Annotated in this window: 18 protein-coding genes; 13 read left to right on the top strand and 5 right to left on the bottom strand. The window is 49.8% G+C overall.

Annotation, left to right across the window (positions count from 1 at the left end):
• The first annotated feature begins 8 nt into the window (after positions 1-8).
• From IY568_RS01930 to IY568_RS01915, 4 genes are all read left to right on the top strand, one after another.
• Complete coding sequence (locus IY568_RS01930; RefSeq protein ID WP_194866647.1) at positions 9-899, top strand: PD40 domain-containing protein; 891 nt, start codon at positions 9-11, stop codon at positions 897-899.
• Positions 900-1,072: 173 nt separating this feature from the next.
• Positions 1,073-1,582, top strand: coding sequence for a hypothetical protein (locus IY568_RS01925; protein ID WP_194866646.1), 510 nt, complete (start codon positions 1,073-1,075; stop codon positions 1,580-1,582).
• Positions 1,575-1,799, top strand: coding sequence for a helix-turn-helix transcriptional regulator (locus IY568_RS01920; protein WP_125558491.1), 225 nt, complete (start codon positions 1,575-1,577; stop codon positions 1,797-1,799). The genes IY568_RS01925 and IY568_RS01920 overlap by 8 nt, the downstream gene beginning before the upstream one ends.
• A gap of 151 nt (positions 1,800-1,950) precedes the next feature.
• Positions 1,951-2,412: a hypothetical protein gene (locus tag IY568_RS01915; RefSeq protein WP_125558489.1), complete on the top strand. Its 462-nt coding sequence runs from the start codon at positions 1,951-1,953 to the stop codon at positions 2,410-2,412.
• Positions 2,413-2,456: 44 nt separating this feature from the next.
• Here IY568_RS01915 and IY568_RS01910 read toward each other — a convergent pair whose 3' ends face one another.
• Complete coding sequence (locus IY568_RS01910) at positions 2,457-3,026, bottom strand: DUF4879 domain-containing protein (RefSeq protein ID WP_228553066.1); 570 nt, start codon at positions 3,024-3,026, stop codon at positions 2,457-2,459.
• A gap of 274 nt (positions 3,027-3,300) precedes the next feature.
• Here IY568_RS01910 and IY568_RS01905 point away from each other — a divergent pair, with 274 nt between their 5' ends.
• From IY568_RS01905 to IY568_RS01895, 3 genes are all read left to right on the top strand, one after another.
• Complete coding sequence (locus IY568_RS01905) at positions 3,301-6,153, top strand: WD40/YVTN/BNR-like repeat-containing protein (protein WP_194866645.1); 2,853 nt, start codon at positions 3,301-3,303, stop codon at positions 6,151-6,153.
• 212 nt (positions 6,154-6,365) lie between these two features.
• Positions 6,366-7,226, top strand: a complete 861-nt coding sequence (locus IY568_RS01900) for a hypothetical protein (RefSeq protein WP_228553065.1) — start codon at positions 6,366-6,368, stop codon at positions 7,224-7,226.
• Between the two features lie 110 nt (positions 7,227-7,336).
• A complete protein-coding gene (locus IY568_RS01895; RefSeq protein ID WP_155946254.1) occupies positions 7,337-7,489 on the top strand; it encodes a hypothetical protein in 153 nt (50 codons plus the stop codon).
• A 64-nt stretch (positions 7,490-7,553) separates the two neighbouring features.
• Here the strand turns inward: IY568_RS01895 and IY568_RS01890 are convergent, their stop codons facing one another.
• Both IY568_RS01890 and IY568_RS01885 read right to left on the bottom strand, forming a co-directional pair.
• Positions 7,554-7,871: a putative quinol monooxygenase gene (locus IY568_RS01890; RefSeq protein WP_194866644.1), complete on the bottom strand. Its 318-nt coding sequence runs from the start codon at positions 7,869-7,871 to the stop codon at positions 7,554-7,556.
• The gene (locus IY568_RS01885) at positions 7,861-8,082 is read right to left on the bottom strand and encodes a DUF2798 domain-containing protein (protein ID WP_194866643.1); all 222 of its coding nucleotides are present in this window, start codon (positions 8,080-8,082) and stop codon (positions 7,861-7,863) included. Before IY568_RS01885 ends, IY568_RS01890 begins: the two co-directional genes overlap by 11 nt.
• An 86-nt stretch (positions 8,083-8,168) precedes the next feature.
• On the opposite strand from IY568_RS01885, the gene IY568_RS01880 reads away from it, so the two are divergent.
• Positions 8,169-9,023, top strand: a complete 855-nt coding sequence (locus tag IY568_RS01880; protein WP_194866642.1) for a LysR family transcriptional regulator — start codon at positions 8,169-8,171, stop codon at positions 9,021-9,023.
• Between the two features lie 162 nt (positions 9,024-9,185).
• Here IY568_RS01880 and IY568_RS01875 read toward each other — a convergent pair whose 3' ends face one another.
• Positions 9,186-10,217, bottom strand: coding sequence for an energy transducer TonB (locus IY568_RS01875; RefSeq protein ID WP_125558477.1), 1,032 nt, complete (start codon positions 10,215-10,217; stop codon positions 9,186-9,188).
• Between the two features lie 283 nt (positions 10,218-10,500).
• On the opposite strand from IY568_RS01875, the gene IY568_RS01870 reads away from it, so the two are divergent.
• The 3 genes from IY568_RS01870 to mutM all read left to right on the top strand — a co-directional run bounded on the left by IY568_RS01870 (position 10,501) and on the right by mutM (position 13,525).
• A complete protein-coding gene (locus IY568_RS01870; protein WP_194866641.1) occupies positions 10,501-12,144 on the top strand; it encodes a methyl-accepting chemotaxis protein in 1,644 nt (547 codons plus the stop codon).
• An 83-nt stretch (positions 12,145-12,227) separates the two neighbouring features.
• Positions 12,228-12,716, top strand: a complete 489-nt coding sequence (locus IY568_RS01865; protein ID WP_125558473.1) for a hypothetical protein — start codon at positions 12,228-12,230, stop codon at positions 12,714-12,716.
• Positions 12,716-13,525, top strand: coding sequence for a bifunctional DNA-formamidopyrimidine glycosylase/DNA-(apurinic or apyrimidinic site) lyase (mutM, locus tag IY568_RS01860; protein ID WP_194866640.1), 810 nt, complete (start codon positions 12,716-12,718; stop codon positions 13,523-13,525). The genes IY568_RS01865 and mutM overlap by 1 nt, the downstream gene beginning before the upstream one ends.
• Here mutM and IY568_RS01855 read toward each other — a convergent pair.
• Positions 13,522-14,652, bottom strand: coding sequence for a M20 family metallopeptidase (locus tag IY568_RS01855; RefSeq protein WP_125558471.1), 1,131 nt, complete (start codon positions 14,650-14,652; stop codon positions 13,522-13,524). The genes mutM and IY568_RS01855 overlap by 4 nt on opposite strands.
• 189 nt (positions 14,653-14,841) lie before the next feature.
• On the opposite strand from IY568_RS01855, the gene IY568_RS01850 reads away from it, so the two are divergent.
• Positions 14,842-15,789 carry an ATP-grasp domain-containing protein gene (locus IY568_RS01850; RefSeq protein WP_194866639.1) on the top strand — a complete coding sequence of 316 codons (948 nt, stop codon included), beginning with the start codon at positions 14,842-14,844 and terminating at the stop codon, positions 15,787-15,789.
• 58 nt (positions 15,790-15,847) lie between these two features.
• Complete coding sequence (locus IY568_RS01845) at positions 15,848-17,242, top strand: ATP-grasp domain-containing protein (RefSeq protein WP_125558469.1); 1,395 nt, start codon at positions 15,848-15,850, stop codon at positions 17,240-17,242.
• The last annotated feature ends 30 nt before the right edge of the window (positions 17,243-17,272 follow it).

The following is a 17,272-nucleotide window of genomic DNA, read 5'->3' as shown; positions in this document are numbered from 1 at the left end:
AACACAGAATGAAGCCTCAACGACTTACGTTAATTTTGCCCACCGTGAGCTTGTTGTTATGCAGTAACAGCGATGCACAACATGTCCTTTCTGATTTGCGCGGCCCTTACTTGGGTCAGGAGCCACCCGGATTAACCCCAAAAGTGTTTGCTCCGGGACTCGTGTCTACACCCGACTGGGGGGATGCGGTGCATTTCGCGCCTGATAAAGACGTGCTCTATGTGTCTCGCTGGCGGATGAACAATGGGCAGCGTGAAACGGCATCTGTGACTTTTAGCCGGGTGGCTGGTGGTTGGCAGAAGGTCATTAATACGCAAACGGGAAGAGCGCCTTATTATGCGCCGGATGGACAACGGGTGTTTTACGGCAAGCAATATAAAACGCGCACCCCGGACGGGTGGTCTGAGATGAAAAAGCTGGGTCCGGCCTTTGATGATATTCCGATGATGGGCCTGAAAATGTCGCTCAAGGGCACAATTGTGTTTGACGAGTTTACCCGGGATGGTAAGGGAGTACTGAGGTACTCTAAATGGGAAAATGGTGAGTGGCAGGAGCCAAGGGCCCTCAGCACAGTAATCAATACTGGTAAATGGAATGCGCACCCCTTTATCGCCCCAGATGAATCTTATGTGATGTGGGATGGTCATCGGGAAGCCGGGTTTGGCAGTGCTGATCTGTATATCAGTTTTCGCCAGCCTGATGGGTCGTGGGGCGCGGCGATTAACCTAGGGGAGCAGGTCAACACGGCCGCCGAGGAGGGTGGGCCACAGGTAACTCCTGATGGCAAGTACCTGTTTTTCAATAGAATGGTTAAGGCTGACGGAAAGCAGAGCCAAGCGCAGTCCGACTTATTCTGGGTCGATGCAAATATCATCGAAACGCTCAGGCCCACTCAATAAGCCAATTCAATAGGGTAATAGGGGTTGCAATGGCCGGACGTGCGCAGTCAATACGCTTTGAACACCTGATGTAGTCATGTATTTCTAACCAAAGGTAAAAGATATTTGACATTGGGTGAAGTTTTAACCAATATGGGTCAAAGATTTTTTACCTTGAGTTAAGGATGGTATTCATGACAAGCAATGAAAAACTGAAAGTGCTGAAAGCATTACTCGACTCTCTGAGTTTTCGGGACCTGACGCTGACGTTAGATCTGCTGGTGACCGGAGCTGTGGTGTATTTCTATGCCACCAGCCTGATGGTGGCCAGTGCTGAGCAGCTGGCCAGTGGCACCTGGATATCTCAGTTGTTGATTAAGGTGGTAGGGATCTCTATCGTCCTGTCAATTATCAGTCAGTTGTTGCTGGAGCTGGTCAGCGACGGGGATGTCGAAAAACCGCTGGATGAGCGTGAAAAACAGGTGTCGCTGGTAGGCAATAAGTATGCGCTTTGGATCCTCCAGGCTGGGGTGTGTTTTGCAATTGGCCAGTATGCATTTGAGCAAAACGGCCTGGGTGCTGCGCAGCGTGCGGAGCTGCCGTTTCTGACTTTGCACATTATGGTAGGCGCATTTTTACTGGCGGAATTGGTCAACTATGGCACTCAACTTATCCAAAATCGGATGGGAACCCTCCATGGCTGAATGTGTAATCACTAACCAGATCAGAATGTTGCGATTTATGGCCGGTGAGATGACCCAGAAGGAACTCGCTGAGCGTGTTGGGGTAACCCGCCAAACCATCATGGCGATTGAAGCAGCCAAGTACTCACCATCACTGGAAGTAGCATTTAAAATTGCTGAGGTTTTCGATCAGCCACTGGAGTCTGTCTTTCAGTATAAACACCGCACCGAGCCGTGAAAAAGGTTTGTATCAGGAGGTACGTTGATCGGTAGAATGTATGATATTTCTGGCACTCTAATTGCATTAACAGAATGTAAATAGCGGGCCTGCTTAGTGTGCTGTAGAGAGATGACCCGCCTTAATCTCCCCCAAAGGAAGGATATCATCTATGAATGCAATCAACGCAAGCGCTGGCGCCAGCGCAGCCAGCCAGGTCTACGCAACACGTAATACTTATACCGCCGAGGAATCATCTGACAATCCGCACAAAGCTGGCGCAACAAGTGACACGGTCACACTCAGTGACAAAGCCCGGCAAGCGGAAAATAAGTGGCAAGAACTTGCAGCCAAGTATGATGTGCATAACATGTCGGCAGGTGAAATGCGCAGCTTGTCCAGAGAATTATTTGATGGTGGATTTATTGGTACGGGTGAAATGATGGTCATAGGCGCACCCACCTCGATGAATGAAGATCCGTTCAAGAAACACGATCTGCTGAATGATATGAAACATACCTATCAGCTGTCATCAGCTATGGGTGGGCATAGCAAAGAATCGAGCGAGTTGTATCTGAAGTCCATTGAGATAATTCAAAGGCTGGGTCAAACCAGAAATGGCTCAGTAGCCTAATCAGATGGGTGCATAACTGCACTATGCACCCGTGCTACTCTGTATTAGTTGATATACAAAGAGTCACTCCAGTAACCAAACGGGGAGGCAACCGAGTTGGCAGAGGCTTTCACCTGGCCTGCAGACTGGCCGGTGAAGTCCCAACCGTATAACCAGCCTGTGACTGTTTCACCAGCCTGGCAACGGTGCAGGTCTGAGCCACATCGTGCTTCTCTGAGCGCCGCAGACTTTGACACACCATTCATGGTTGCGTTGTTTGGATTGCCGTAGCCGACTTGCCAGGCATATACATACAAATAGCTACCACCGTGATTGGTGCCCGTAGAAAAATCTCCGGCAAGAATCCTCTGATCGCCACCAAGCTGTGAGCGAACCAGGCCAAATTCAAAGTAGGAGATGCCTGTGGCAGGAGCCATTGGTTGAACATCAAAGCGTGGATATTGCTGAGGTGCTGTTTTGTACTCAGGTGCGTGTTTAGCAATATCGGCAACCTGGTGCGCGACGCCGTAGTAATTCTCTGCATTTTGCATAATGCCATTTTCAATATCACCTGCCAGTGCTGAGCCTGACATGACGGCAACTAACCCTAATACTGCATTTCGTAGATTGTTCATTAAATTATCCTTTTACAAAGTGTGTTTCACTGCGAGGCAGAACACCCCGCAGAGTTCTATTGTTTACTTTTTGTGAATCTTTTTAAACTTTTATTTTACATTTTTTGTGCGGGATTGTTTTGGATCAACAAAGCTGTGGTGTCTGAGCCAGAGCGCAGAGGCGGTAACGCGTTGCTTAATCGGTATACAGAAATGTTAAGTATCTGATAAGGTGACAAGTGGCCTGTCTGTCAGGTAGTCATAACAGGATAACAACACATAAAAAGGAGTGGATATGAGTGATAAAACAAAAGTAGGCTTGTTCGGTGGTATTGCCCTGTCGGCGATTGCTGTTGCCGTACTTTATGCCAGTAACAAGCCATCTATCAACGATATAACCCCAAAAATCAAAGTACACGAGAAAAATATTCGTGAACCGGATAAGTCGATGCAGGGCCTTATTCGGGTGAATCCGGCACATCAGTTAGATATGCAGGCTAAGTATGATGAAGCATTCAGACAGGTTCAGGCATATCGTGCGCGTGAGTCATCAGAGTATCAGTGGGAGAGCCTGGGTCCTGAGCGTGTGGGTGGGCGTACGCGTACTTTGGTATTTCACCCGCAAAACCCCGACATTTTGTTTACGGCAGGTATTTCCGGGGGAATATGGAAGTCTGTGAACGCCGGTGAAAGCTGGCAACCTGTTGCCAGTGAATTGCCTAGTATGGCGATTGGTACCCTGGTCTTTGATCCCGATGACAGTGAACGCTTGTTTGCAGGCAGTGGTGAAGGTGTTTATGTTGGGCGTGGTTTTACTAACAGCATCGGGTTTGCCGGTGATGGCATTATGACGTCTGAAGATGGCGGTGAAACCTGGTATCAGCTCGAAAGTACCAATAACAATGTCAATTTTCAATATGTGAACAAGCTACGCTTTGGTGCGCAAGGTCGTCTGTATGCAGTCACAAATACGGGGATCTGGGTGTCTGATGACAAAGGAGAGCACTGGCAGTTGGCGCTCGATCAAAGTGATGTACTGGGTGGATGTCTGGAGTTGGCTGTGAGTCCTTTAAGTGCTGAGCAGGATCGGGTCCTGGCCAGCTGTGGTAACTTTGGTGAGGGCGGCGCGGTTTATCTGAGTCAGGATTCCGGGCAAAGCTGGCAGCCCGTGATTGCCGAGCCTAATCAGGGCCGTACAACGCTGGCTTTTGCCCCATCAGATCCCTCTATTGTGTATGCGCTGGCAGCTTTTAATGCCCAGGGGGATATACCGCATGCGTTGCAAGGTCTCTACAAGTCAGTGGATGGTGGCGAAAACTGGGCACTGGTGACCGGACCACAACACCCGGACATATTTGGACGCTATGTGCTCTCAAACCCCAACGGTTTGTATTGTCCGGATCCGGAACAAAGCTTCATTTATGGTCAGGGGTGGTTTGATAACACACTCACCATAGATCCTACCGATGCCAGTGTGATCTGGGTGGGTGCTGTTGAAGTGATGCGCTCAGAAGACGGCGGCCAAAATTGGCAACAGATGTCCTTCTATTACCGTGACGCTGATGCACCGCATGTCGATCACCATGGCTTATATTTCCATCCAGAGTATGACGGCGTGAATGAAACGCGCTTATATAATGTCAATGATGGTGGTATCGCATTGACCAGCAATCCTTTTGCGACAGGCATGAGTGCCTGTAGTGAAGAGCCCGCAGAGATTGTCTGGCGTTCGTTGAATTCAGGCTACAATGTGACCCAGTTTTATCATGGAGATGTTTCTCACGATGGCAGCCGGTTAGCCGGTGGCGCCCAGGATAACGGTAGCTGGCTATATTCACCAGATGCGGGTTGGCAAGATGTTGGGCCTGGTGATGGCGGTTATGCCTTTTTTATCGATGAGGCGCGAATGCTGGTATCAAGTCAAAATGGCAGCTTGTTCCTGCGGGAAAATGGTGAAAATCGTTACCTGGAAAAGGCCGAGTACGAAAGTGGTCTTTTTATCGCACCCTATGCCGTGGATCCAAATTACCCCGACCGTATCTGGTTGGGTGGGCAAAGTTTGTGGCGGCTGGATGAGTTGTCAGACGGGATGTTCGAGCGTGCTTCAGAACGCTTTACTGAAGAGTATCGCCGGGGGATCACGGCGTTAGTGGTGAAACCAGGCGACAGTAATACCGTGGTTTATGCACAGACGGATGGCGCGCTGAAACGTCTTAACAATGCGCTGAGCTCCGACAGTACAACCACACCACAAGATATCAGTTTCTCCGATACCGCCTACGTACGCGAATTACACTACAGCATGCACGATAGTTCGGACATGTATGCGGTTGTGTCAACGTTTGGCGAAAAGCACATCTGGAAAAGTGAGGACGAAGGGTCCAGCTGGCGTGCACTCGATGGTGAAGGCGAGGGAGCGTTTCCAGATTTACCGGCGCATACCCTGGTAGAGCTAAGAGAAGATCCGGACACCTTATTTGTGGGCACTGATTATGGTGTATATCACACAGATGATGGAGGAGTGAGCTGGCAGCCCTTCATTCATGGTCTGCCCAATGTAGCGGTATACCGCATGGTGTTAAGACGGATTGAGCACGTTAACTACCTATATGCCTTTACCTATGGCCGTGGCGTGTATCGTATCGCACTGGATGTCGCTAACCAGGCACCGCAGTGGCGTCAACAGCCTGATGCACTCAGTGTTAAGCCTGGTGAAGCCATATCCATGGAACTGATTGAGCTGGTGGTTGACCGCAATGGTGACAACTACTTCTTCAGTGCGCCCGAGCTACCTGAGGGCTTTGAGCTGACGGACTGGGGTAAACTGACCGGACAGTTTGCGAACGTGGGAGAATACCCGGTACATATAGAGGTGAGTGATGGCCAGCTGAGCCAGCAACTGACATTGCTTTTTGAAGTGGAAACATCGAATGATGACTCAGGCGGTGATTCAGATGGTGATTCAGGTAGTGACTCAGATGGTGATTCAGGTAGTGACTCAGGCGGTGATTCAGCAGATAACCCGGATACGCCGAGACCGGACGGAAGCAGCGGCATGTTAGCGTATCTGCTTGGATTGCTCAGTGTTGTATGCTGGCAGCGCAGAAGAAGCACGCGGCGTGCTGCGAATACGAAATCGCTTCAGTAGACATTGCTAAACTCGGTATAGATTGGCTAAGCCACCTGATAGCTGGGTGGCTGGCCTATGATACTGCTGTAGTCTATCAATAACTATCTAATTTAATTGCTTTTTAACTTTTCAGCGAAACATCAGTAAAACTTCAAGTTATCTCCGGAGCAGTCGGTAAGCTGGGTCTGTGTGACAGAACATTAGGGCGGCTTAGCCAAAGGAATTTTATTATGAAGTTAACCAGATTACTGGTGATGCTGTTTTCAGCGTCACTGACGAGTACCATCAGCCAGGCCGAGCAGGTTTCTGATGTGCTAACTGGCCCTTATCTGGGTCAACAAAAGCCAGGTACTACGCCACAAGTTTTTGCGCCGGGTGCCGTATCAACACAACATCGTGATTACAACGCGTTCTTTTCACCCGACATGAAGGAGTTTTATTTTACCCGCAGGGATAACCACACTGGGAGGTGGACTTTAATATCTTACATCCAACGTAACAATCAATGGCACGAGCAGGTGGTGGGTCCACGGGTGGGGCGTCCGTTTTTAGCGCCTGACGGGAAAACCATGCATTTGGGAAAATACTATATGACCCGCACAGCCTGTGGCTGGGGGTCGTTGCAGGTATTGGGCCCAATGTTTGACAGGGATGACTGGGGGATTATGCGTCTGACATCATCCAGCAAAGGCACGTATATACTGGATGATTACAAGAGCGGTGATGTGATCCGCATCTCTGAAGTTGTCAACGGCAAGCGCCAGCCGGCGAAGGCTTTGGGTCCCGAGGTGAATACGGGTAAATACAATGCACACCCGTTTATAGCGCCGGATGACTCCTACATTATTTGGGATGGCCAGAGAGAATCCGGTTATGGAGAGAGTGATTTGTATGTCAGTTTCCGTCAAAAAGACGGTAGCTGGGGTGAGGCGATTAACCTGGGGGATAAAGTGAATACGTCCGGCCGGGAGGCATCAGCCAGCGTGACCCCGGATGGTAAGTATCTCTTTTTCAATCGTGATACGGGCGATGAAGAAGGGGATGTTTACTGGGTTGATGCTCAGGTCATTGAGGTGCTCAGGCCTCAATAAGATCCCGGCGGAGTAGAGTATGTGTGTTCTTTTTTTGTACCATTTTGCTCAGGCCTGTGTTAAATCTGGATGGCCCTCTGAGGCACTAACATTAAGATTAAGGACAGAATATGAAACTGAAATTAAATAAAAAAGCAGTGAAAACCTTACAGAGCAAAGGGTTAAATACAGAGCAGACACAAGCTATCGCGGGTGCTGGTAATCAGGCCAGTGTTGATATTTGCTGGACACACCCGGCCTATGCCGCTTGTCGAATGCACTAAGCTGTAAACGCAATAAATTAAGTATGATGCCCGCGATTTGCGGGCATTTTACCGTGCGTTAAACCTAGGATTCTGTCAAAAAGTGCAGTTCCGGAGGACACGTTAATGCGTCCTGATATAGTCGATATATCGCCTGGGTATACGGCTGGCGGTGATGGAAATCAAATGCGCTTTGCCGGGCAAATCGTTCTATCAGGATCAGCTGAGTGTGCGTTGTGTTTTCATACAATTCAAAGCGCTGGCACCCGGGCTCCTGTCGTGTTATTTCCATGATCTCTTCTATCGCAGACTTACAGCTTTGGTAGTAGGCGGCTTTTGGATTAATATAAGCAACCAAATTGATTGCCTCGTCGTTCGGGGTGTGTTCAGTGTCATTGGACATGGTTTCGCTCCAGAATAAAGTGAGTGAGGGAGTGGATTGGTCCGCTGAGCAGATAAGCCGTGACTAAAGCAACGGGCCAGGCATGAACAAACGCCCTGAACCAGTGCTGCAAAAATCCGGGTGCTACACCCAGATTGACATAGGTGACCCAACCTGACACCAGTGTCGACAGGCAAAATGAAAATAAAGTCGTGAATATCAGTTTTCGCATCGCGTTCCTCCGTTTCATGCCCATCATAGCGGGCGCGAGCAGAAGCGGAATGTCAGAATAAGCAAGCTAAGATTAAGGAAAACCACATGCTCGATGATCTGCTGCTCTTTGTTGAAGTGGCTCGCCGGGGCAGTTTTGCGAAAGCAGCTGATGCGTTAAGTCTCAGCGCACCAACCATTTCTAAACGGATTGCCGCGCTGGAAGCTCGGCTTGGTTATAGTCTGTTGAATCGCTCAGCGCGCGGTGTGTTAGCTACATCTCATGGCCAGGCCGTCTATGAAAAAATGGCCCCGTCGCTGCTGGCCCTGCAAGCTGACTGCACCGCGTTGTTAAGCCCGCAAGTCAGCGCATTTCACTTATTGTGTCCGCAGAATTTGATCAATGGCCCTTTATATCCTGTGGTTGAGTCTTTTCAGCGCACCCATCCGGACCTTGTGTTGCACATTGAACCGGACAATACCAATGTGTTGCTGAGCCAGAAGCGTTTCGATGTGATTATTCGGGTAGGCACATTGCAGGATTCCAACTGCTATCACACGCGTATCGGCGAGATTGCACTAAAGTGTGTGGTGCCAGAGCAGGCTAAAGAAACGAACACCTTGTTCATGCCATTTAAAAAGGAGCAAATTCCGGATTCTGCACTGTGGCGCGATCTATTATCCCGCTTTGACCAGTTCTCTTACGTGGGAGACATCACATTAGCCAGGCAAATGGTTGCATCCGGCCTGGGGGCGGCCGTCTTGCCGATGACAGAAGTCGCTGAACTGGACAAACCGTTTTGCTATGTGGGCGAGTGGCAACATATGCGCCCGGTTTATGCATTGTGGGCCAACGCGCAGCAACCGCCCCCGCTTACGCAGGCGTTTATTACTTTGTTGCGTCAGGCGGGTCAGTGCTCAACTGTGCTTCGGGGTAATCTGGTTGATGTGGTGAGCAAATAAGTTTTTATCGCTTTGATAAAAGAGAAAACGCGCACTTAAAGTGCGCGTTTATCAGTGCCGTCGCGAAGGGGATAGTTTGGTACACCGTACCGCGAACCCTTCATCTTATAAAACGAGCGGCCTGGATATTCGGATCACTGGTTTTTCATTTTTTTGTCAAAATTACAGATAAAGTCCAAAGCGGGCATCACCCTCTTCGCGATAGGTGATTTGAGTATCTGTCTCACCTTGCACTGCCAGATAGCAGCTCCCGTAAGCTTCAGGAACTTGATAGTTTTTCACCGGCAGCTCGTTAAAGCGCTGATAGCCATTTTGACAGTACAAAGCGACAGTGCTCAGATTACCGTTTTCTGCACTGAATGTGATGGTGCTGCGATTAAGCGTATGGCGCCAGGTGCGTAATTCGGTCAGTTTGGCTGTAACCGTGATGACCGGGTTGTCGGTGAGTTGTGCCTGTAATTGGTCTTTAAACTCGGTGATGGTCTGTTTAGGCAGTTGCTTGCCTTTGATTTGCTCCATACAGATCAGCGTTTGAAACGCATCACCGTATTGCTTGTGATAGACCTCTAAGTTCATCAGGCTTTGTGTCGACATCAATGCCATGTCTGGTGTCAGTAACTTGCGCAGCTGTACCGCCTCCCTAAGATGATATTCATACTGATGCCAGTCCTGTACATTGTAATAATACGCACTCAGTAACCAGGCTGTATAGGCTTGTTCCGTAAGGTTCTTGGTGTGAGCCTCTAACAGGCTATCTAGCGCGGGCTTGGCTTTGGTCATTTGATTACTGACCACCAGGCGTTTTGCCTCGTCAAAGTACTTAGCAAACACAGTGGAGACATTGTTGTTGGTAAACTGCCTGAAAGCTTTATTAAAGTGCATCGGTATTTGTTTGGAAGAAGCAACGGCCTTGCCATAGAGACGGGCTGGTTCATAGGCCCGTTGAGAGAGAACTGACTGTGCTCTGTGAGCCATGCGTGGCGACGACCCTTCGACCAAAACATGTATGGATTGACCTTGCTCGTCTACGACATAATCGACCAAAGCCCAGTGTTCCCGTCGAGTGTTTTCTAGCGCACTTGAGTGGGGCCCTGAATCGTTGTGAGTAAGCAGTTTGGCTGGCACAAATCGCGCATCGGCAAATGTAGGTGAAGAGAGTAGGCCCGTGATCAGGCAAAGTAGTGCTTTTTTCATTGTGCGTATTCCAAATTCTTGCTCCGACAACCATATCAGAGCATAGCGCCAGATAAGCTGGTTAGGCGCGAAGCGAAAATTATACACATGTCATCCGTGTGCGATAAGTAAAACTCATAACTAAGTTCCTAATATAGTTTCAACAGGATCTTGCAGTTTAATGTCTGTGGCTAAAGCAACCAGCTGTTTTTTCTATCATAGTAATTCGTTTTATCCACTTTACAGCTTCATTTCCTGCGACTAACTTTGAACTTTCAGTATGTTGCTATCATGGAGGCACAATATGGTGCAGTGGTTAATGGGATTGTCGGTAAAAAGCCGATTGGTGGTCGGGTTTGGTATTGCGCTGGCATTATTGGTCGTGATGACCATTATTGGCAGTAATCGCGTGGCATTTATCGATCAGACGCTCACAGAGATCACGGACGTCAATTCGGTGAAGCAACGTTATGCAATTAACTTTCGAGGCAGTGTGCACGATAGGGCGATTGCTATTCGGGATGTTGCGATTGCCAGAGGTGCATCTGAAATAGCTGAATATGAAAGGGAAATCGATCAGCTCGCCCGTTTCTATCAGGATTCAGACGCAAAAATGACGCAAATGATCAATTCAGGCGGGCACTTTAGTGCTCAGGAGCGTGAGATCCTGACTCGAATAAAGCGCATAGAAGCTCGGACATTACCGCTTATCCGCACCATCCTGAGCAATAAAAAAGCCGGCCAGAGCGTCGATGCCCTGGTACTGGATGAAGCGCGCCCGGCCTTTATCAGCTGGCTTAACGTGATCAATGAGTTTATTGATTACCAGGAGCAGCAAAATCAAACGCTGACCCCTGCAGCGCGTGAAGAAGCGGGTGGATTTTCCCAACTTATGTTGTGGTTTACCTTTATTGCCGTGGCCATCAGTGTGCTGGTGGGCTGGGCGATAGAGCGCAGTTTCCAGCGCTCACTGGGTGGTGAGCCTCAGGATGCGGCGGCTGCGGTTACGCGGATCGCAGGGGGCGACCTGACTATGCAGATTGACACCGACTATCCCGATAGCATGCTGGATTCTGTCTGTCGAATGTCTGGTGAATTAACGCGGATCGTCACCAGCATTAAAGAGGTATCTGAGCAGCTTTCTGTGCAGGCCAGTGCCGTGACAGGCGCATCTGGAGAGATTTATGATGCCGCGCAGCATCAGGCAGAAGCCACCAGTAATACGGCGCAGATGCTCGACTCGTTGCGGGAAAATATGATGCGGGTGAGTGACATTGCTAAGCAAACGGAAGAAAATTCAACACAAACGGTGACTTTTGCTGATCAGGGGCGCCAGGCCATTCGTAATACAGCTGATGCAATGGATACCATTGCCCAGACGGTTGACGGCACAGTATCGCAGATCCAAAAGCTGGCAGAGCAGACCAAACAGATAGGTGGCATCGCCAATGTGATCAGTGGTATTTCTGAGCAGACCAACTTGCTGGCACTGAACGCTGCCATAGAAGCGGCACGAGCCGGTGAATCGGGGCGCGGGTTTGCGGTGGTGGCAGATGAAGTCCGGCAGCTGGCACGCAGAACCTTTGAAGCGACGGATCAAATAGAAACCATGATCCGGGAAGTGCAAAGCGAGACCGCTGCCACGGTTGCTGCGATGGAAAAGACGCAACCTCAGGTAGAGCATGGCCGTACACTGACGTTTGAAGCCACTGAGCTACTTGAACAGATAGATACTCAGGCACAAAATTCACTGTCTCAGGTGGGCGAAGTGGCCAGTGTTGCACAGCAACAAGCATCGGCCATTAATGACGTGGCATCGAATATGGAAGAGATCACCCTGGCAGCTCAGGATGCGATGAGCGCTTTGAATGACAATAAACAGGCCACCGGAAAACTGTCGGAAATGTCTGGTGTATTGAGTAAAAACATCGGCTTCTTTCGGATCTGAGTGTACTTAACTGACAGCGCAGGATATGATCCAGAACCTCATCAACCCGCAATATTGCGGGGTAAACAAGCCGTGGAGTAGTTATGCGTTTGAGCCGTAAAGCATGGAATAATGTGGTGATCTTCTCTATGTTGATCATGATCTTTTTCCTTAACGGCATACACCAGAAAATTAATCCGCCAGCGGAAGAGCGCGGGAGCATGCCGCTTTTTGAACAGCAAAGTTTCGTACTGGCACTGGGCTTTCCTGGCTATAAGATTGAGCGTATAGGTACATCCTGGCGACTGAGTGCCGATGCTCAGGCCGATTGGCAGGCGCAACCGAGTACCTTAGAGGCGTTGATCACCCAGTGGCAGGAAAGCGAGCTGACTGTCACTGATAACCCAGGCTTGCCAGCCAGCGCTGCACTGAGTGTTGCTCAGTTCTGGCTGGCCGGCAGTGAACTGCCGATCGGTTTTCAGCTGTATCATCAGCAACAAAGCTATTATCTTTTTGCCAGACAATCACAGCGTTGGTTTAGTATCAGTAAAGCACAGGCGCAACAGCTATTTGCCCCAATTGAGTTGAAGTAATGCCAGAATTACCAGAAGTCGAAGTCAGCCGTTTAGGCATTGAACCCCATATCCTGAGCCAGGGTGTCAGTAAAGTTATTGTGCATCAGCGTCAGTTGCGCTGGCCGGTCCCTGAGCAGGTAAGCCTGTTAGAAGGGCAAGTCATCAGTGCCGTGAAACGCCGGGCAAAATATTTACTGCTGGAAAGCCCGCTGGGCACGGCCATCTTACACCTCGGCATGTCGGGCAACCTGCGCGTTGTGGCGCAGGATACGCCGTTAAAAAAGCACGATCACATTGAGTTTCATTTTACCAATGGGCTGGCACTGCGCCTGAATGACTCGCGGCGTTTTGGCGCCTGCCTGTGGCAAGGGGCTGCTGAGGAACACAGCGTATTTGCAAAACTGGGACCGGAGCCGCTTACGGAAGCGTTTACCGCCGATCACTTGTATGCAGCCAGTCGTGGTAAAAAGGTGGCAATTAAACAGTTCATTATGGACAACCATGTCGTCGTTGGGGTGGGTAATATCTACGCCAATGAATCTTTGTTTAAGGCCGGGATCCACCCTAAACGGGAAGCCGGTAAAGTGTCATTGCAGCGCTACCAGCGCTTAACTCCCATCATTAAGGAGACCCTGGCCAGTGCCATAAAACAAGGTGGCACCACCCTGAAGGATTTTGCGCAAAGTGACGGTAAACCGGGCTACTTTGCGCAAGAGTTACTGGTCTATGGACGCAAGGGCGAACCTTGTGTCAGCTGCGAAACAACCCTGAAGGAGATCCGCCTGGGTCAACGCAGCACGGTATATTGCCCACAGTGCCAGCGTTAATCGTTGTCGCTTAGTGCAGCTTCTGGCTCGGCCTGATAGCACAGGCTGGCCAGGATCTGTGTTACTTGTTCAATACGCAGTGCAAAGCTGGATTTCAGTGCCCGCTCATGGATGGTGTGATCGCCATCGCCGTAGGGCCCAAAACCATCCAGGGTTGGCGTCCCTGTTGCGGCTGCGGTGTTTGCGTCGGATACCCCACCGCGATGTTCCACTGGCAATTCGTATCCCAGGATCTCATTGATCTCAGACAGTAAAGCGGATTGTTTATCCGTTGGTGCCATCACACCGCGTTGCAACCCGCCCTCTAACTTAACCGATACACCGGTCACTTCAATGGCCAGACAAATGTTCTCTATGCCTTCGAGTAAGCGTTGCTGTTCAGAAGCTTTGGTGAAGCGGGCTTCGACGACCATAGTGGCAGAAGGTGAAATGGTGTTGGCACCAATGCCCCCCTGGATTTTGCCCACATTGACCGTGCTGCCTCGTTTCAGGTCGGTCAGGGCGGACATTTCCATTAGCATGTTTGCCAGTGCGAAGTTGGCATCAATGCCATCCCGATAATGGTTACCTGCATGAGCAGCTTTGCCAGTAATGGTGATGGTAAAGGTCGCAATGCCTTTGCGGGCCACAACCAGTTCATGATTTTTACCTGCAGCTTCAAAGACCAGACAGGCATCATACTGCTTGGCGATTTTTGTCGTCAGTGCTTTGCTGTCATCGCTGCCAATTTCTTCATCGCTGACCAGCAACCAGTCAATGTTATGGAGCTTGCCATATGTGCGTTTAAGCTGGCGCAATGCGTTCAGTGCAACCCAGTTGCCGCCTTTCATATCACAGACACCGGGGCCATAAACACATTCTTCGTCCTGGCTGAATTCAACAAACGTTTCTGGCGGATACACAGTGTCCAGATGGCCCAGTAAGAGGATCTGTTTGCCTGCGCCTCTGGGGGCACGCAATAACAGATGATCGCCAATATGCTCCCTTTGATATCGAGTCAGTGTGTAGCCCAGAGGGGCGGCCAGTTCAATCATCTGCTCGCCGTGTGCATCGACACCGGGTTTGTGTTTACTGTAAGAATTACAACGAATTAAAGACGCGAGCTCATTAAAGTCAAGACTATCCATAACAGGTCCCTGCGGTAATTTTGGGCCCATCGTGGCGATTTTCGATGACAGTTGGGTGACGGAATTATGAACAGTTTTTGGATCCCGGGAGGTACAGAGGAACGATCAAAAATCTGTCACACAGTGCCCTGTAGAATAGCCTTCCTGACCAAATTTTATGCACCTGTTCAAGGACCAAGGAGACACTTTATGACACGCTCTGTTGCGGCGCCGCACGTTGGCATCTGGATGTACGAAAATGGTGGAGGGCGCGAGATTGAGCAGCGCCTGGTTCACGCTCTGGCAGAGCGTGGGATCCAAATCAGTACCGGGCTCAATTTACGAGATGCCCGGGCAAAAGATGGCCAGATAACCTGTAATGGTGTTGTGATGGAACAGCTGGATACGTTTTTGAGTTACAACGCCGGCCAGCAAACCCAGTTTCAGGTGTATCTCTATCAGGCGCTGAGCCAGGCCATTCCCACGTTAAACAACTATGATGCGTTTGCGCTTGCCGAAGACAAATTTCGCACCTCGCACCTACTCAACAGCCAGGGGATCTGCACCGCAGACTATCGTCTGTGTCACAAAAACGACATGGATGGGTTGAAGCACGCACTCAGAGACTTTGGTGGCAAGCTGATCTATAAGCCCACAGATGGCTGGGGTGGCGTCGGCATTGTCAAAATCGACAGTGAGCAGGCGCTGGACATGTTGTTGCCATTTCTGAGTCGTACCGACTTACGTTACTTTTATGTTGAGCGGTTTATTGACTACGACAATACCGACTTCCGTATCGATGTGGTGGATGGCAAGTTTGTCGGCTGTTATGGCCGAAAAGCGCCCAAGGATGACTGGAAAACCAATATCACCAGTGGTGGCTCTGTGTTTGTCCGTGAGCCAGACGACGAAGTGGTCGATCTGGCTATCCGCGCCGCGAACACATTAGGTCTGGAGATAGCGGGCGTTGATCTGATCTACGATCGGGAGCGGGAGGAATATGTGGTGCTGGAAGTGAATACCATACCGGCTTTCGCAACACCTGAGCAAGAAGCACTGGGGATCAATTTTAACCAGGCCAAGATCGACGCCATGGTGGATTTGATTGAGCGCACTGCGACTCAAAAGCATGCCCTGCATACGCACAAAGTGGCCTGATGGCCAAATTACTGACCCATTTTACTAACCCATTAATTTTGCCAAGGTGGCCCGAGCAATGACTGCAAAACCCAAACTCCCAAAGATTGGACTTCTCTATCTGGATTACGTGTTACGTTTTTTTGATAAATCCAACTTCAAAGGTTGGCCAGATAAAATCGAAACTGTGGTATATCACTGGGGCAATGACAAAGCGCGCTTTATTGCCGAAGTGAAACAAAAGCAAATTGATGTGCTGATTGGCAATATACCCGCAACGGCTTATGAAACGTTCCGCGAAATTGCACGTGCCTTGCCGCATGTGCGCTTTTTGCCCTCGCTGGACAGCCAGTTTTCCAATAAGTCAAAAGAGAACGTGACGCACTTTTGCCGTAAGTACAAGTTACCGGCACCGCATACCGAAATTTTTTACGTACCTGAAAAAGCAAAGCGTTATCTCAGTCAGGCCACGTATCCTAAGATCATCAAGCGCTCGTATGGTCCGTCCAATTACGGCGGCTACTTTGTGCATAAAGTGGATAACTACGATGAAGCGATGGCATTGCTGACGGAGAAAAAATACTACCCGGCTTATGTACAAGACTTTGTACCGATGGAAGCAGATATTCGTGTCATGCTGGTGGGTCATAAACCCGTATGTGCTTTCTGGCGTCGTCCTCCTGAAGGAGAGTGGTTAACCAACACCAGCCAGGGTGGCAGCATGGATTATCAGGCAGTCCCTAAGTCGGTACTTAAGTTGGCGACCGCAGCGTCAAAGGCAGCTAACGCGGAGTACTGGGCCTGTGATATTGCGCTGGGCAAAGATGGCAAACTACGCATTTTGGAGTGTGCCACGGCATTTGCTGCATTCCCTTACATTCGAGATTGGATAGGCCAGTATCTGATGTGGCTGCTCTCGGATGGTCACTTCCGCAAGCCAACGATCCCGCTGTATAACTGGGAAGAGCTTGGCAAAATTGATTCACGTCTGCTGCGTACGATGCGTCATATCGGGTTTTCCAGTTACACACCAAGCCAGGACTGTGGCGAGGTATTTCATGGTATGGATGAGCAACATTTTCCTATCCTGGATACCCAGTATCAGCGTCTTGAAGAGTGGCCAAGTGAGATCTGGAATTTGCAGGACAACTTTGTGTTGCACGCTAAGTCCGCCGCAGCCAAAGCCTGTCAGCCCATTCCTGGCAGTGATGAGCAGGCTGGTCTGGAGCTGAATAGTTACCCCGCGCCGATGTTCGATGATGCTCAGATCCGGGAGATCCTGGCACAGGTGAAAGGCATTGGTGACAAGATGATCGATGAGATCATGTCGACCTTTGGTGCACATGGTGTCGTTGAAGCGCTAAACACTGAACCGCAACAACTTTGTGTGGTGAAAAACCTTAAGGACAAAAAATTAGAAAAGATCGTTGCACACTGGCAACAGGTCATGCCGTCTGGAATGACCACACATTAGTGTTTCTTGCTGTACCGGATCAGGTTGGCC

Origin of the sequence: Pseudoalteromonas sp. PPB1 (genome assembly GCF_015356275.1) — a bacterium.
Taxonomy (GTDB): domain Bacteria; phylum Pseudomonadota; class Gammaproteobacteria; order Enterobacterales; family Alteromonadaceae; genus Pseudoalteromonas; species Pseudoalteromonas rubra_D.
Note: the sequence above shows the minus strand (reverse complement) of the source record. Positions and strands in the feature narration are given on the sequence as shown.

What these genes read in the sequence shown, in the direction of transcription:
- IY568_RS01865 (WP_125558473.1), top strand. Translation starts at nt 12,228, where the DNA reads ATGCGTTTGAGCCGTAAAGCATGGAATAATGTGGTGATCTTCTCTATG.
- IY568_RS01855 (WP_125558471.1), bottom strand. Translation starts at nt 14,652, where the DNA reads ATGGATAGTCTTGACTTTAATGAGCTCGCGTCTTTAATTCGTTGTAAT.
- IY568_RS01900 (WP_228553065.1), top strand. Translation starts at nt 6,366, where the DNA reads ATGAAGTTAACCAGATTACTGGTGATGCTGTTTTCAGCGTCACTGACG.
- IY568_RS01910 (WP_228553066.1), bottom strand. Translation starts at nt 3,026, where the DNA reads ATGAACAATCTACGAAATGCAGTATTAGGGTTAGTTGCCGTCATGTCA.
- IY568_RS01880 (WP_194866642.1), top strand. Translation starts at nt 8,169, where the DNA reads ATGCTCGATGATCTGCTGCTCTTTGTTGAAGTGGCTCGCCGGGGCAGT.
- IY568_RS01930 (WP_194866647.1), top strand. Translation starts at nt 9, where the DNA reads ATGAAGCCTCAACGACTTACGTTAATTTTGCCCACCGTGAGCTTGTTG.
- IY568_RS01885 (WP_194866643.1), bottom strand. Translation starts at nt 8,082, where the DNA reads ATGCGAAAACTGATATTCACGACTTTATTTTCATTTTGCCTGTCGACA.
- IY568_RS01850 (WP_194866639.1), top strand. Translation starts at nt 14,842, where the DNA reads ATGACACGCTCTGTTGCGGCGCCGCACGTTGGCATCTGGATGTACGAA.
- IY568_RS01920 (WP_125558491.1), top strand. Translation starts at nt 1,575, where the DNA reads ATGGCTGAATGTGTAATCACTAACCAGATCAGAATGTTGCGATTTATG.
- mutM (WP_194866640.1), top strand. Translation starts at nt 12,716, where the DNA reads ATGCCAGAATTACCAGAAGTCGAAGTCAGCCGTTTAGGCATTGAACCC.
- IY568_RS01890 (WP_194866644.1), bottom strand. Translation starts at nt 7,871, where the DNA reads ATGTCCAATGACACTGAACACACCCCGAACGACGAGGCAATCAATTTG.
- IY568_RS01905 (WP_194866645.1), top strand. Translation starts at nt 3,301, where the DNA reads ATGAGTGATAAAACAAAAGTAGGCTTGTTCGGTGGTATTGCCCTGTCG.
- IY568_RS01895 (WP_155946254.1), top strand. Translation starts at nt 7,337, where the DNA reads ATGAAACTGAAATTAAATAAAAAAGCAGTGAAAACCTTACAGAGCAAA.
- IY568_RS01870 (WP_194866641.1), top strand. Translation starts at nt 10,501, where the DNA reads ATGGTGCAGTGGTTAATGGGATTGTCGGTAAAAAGCCGATTGGTGGTC.
- IY568_RS01925 (WP_194866646.1), top strand. Translation starts at nt 1,073, where the DNA reads ATGACAAGCAATGAAAAACTGAAAGTGCTGAAAGCATTACTCGACTCT.
- IY568_RS01915 (WP_125558489.1), top strand. Translation starts at nt 1,951, where the DNA reads ATGAATGCAATCAACGCAAGCGCTGGCGCCAGCGCAGCCAGCCAGGTC.
- IY568_RS01875 (WP_125558477.1), bottom strand. Translation starts at nt 10,217, where the DNA reads ATGAAAAAAGCACTACTTTGCCTGATCACGGGCCTACTCTCTTCACCT.
- IY568_RS01845 (WP_125558469.1), top strand. Translation starts at nt 15,848, where the DNA reads ATGACTGCAAAACCCAAACTCCCAAAGATTGGACTTCTCTATCTGGAT.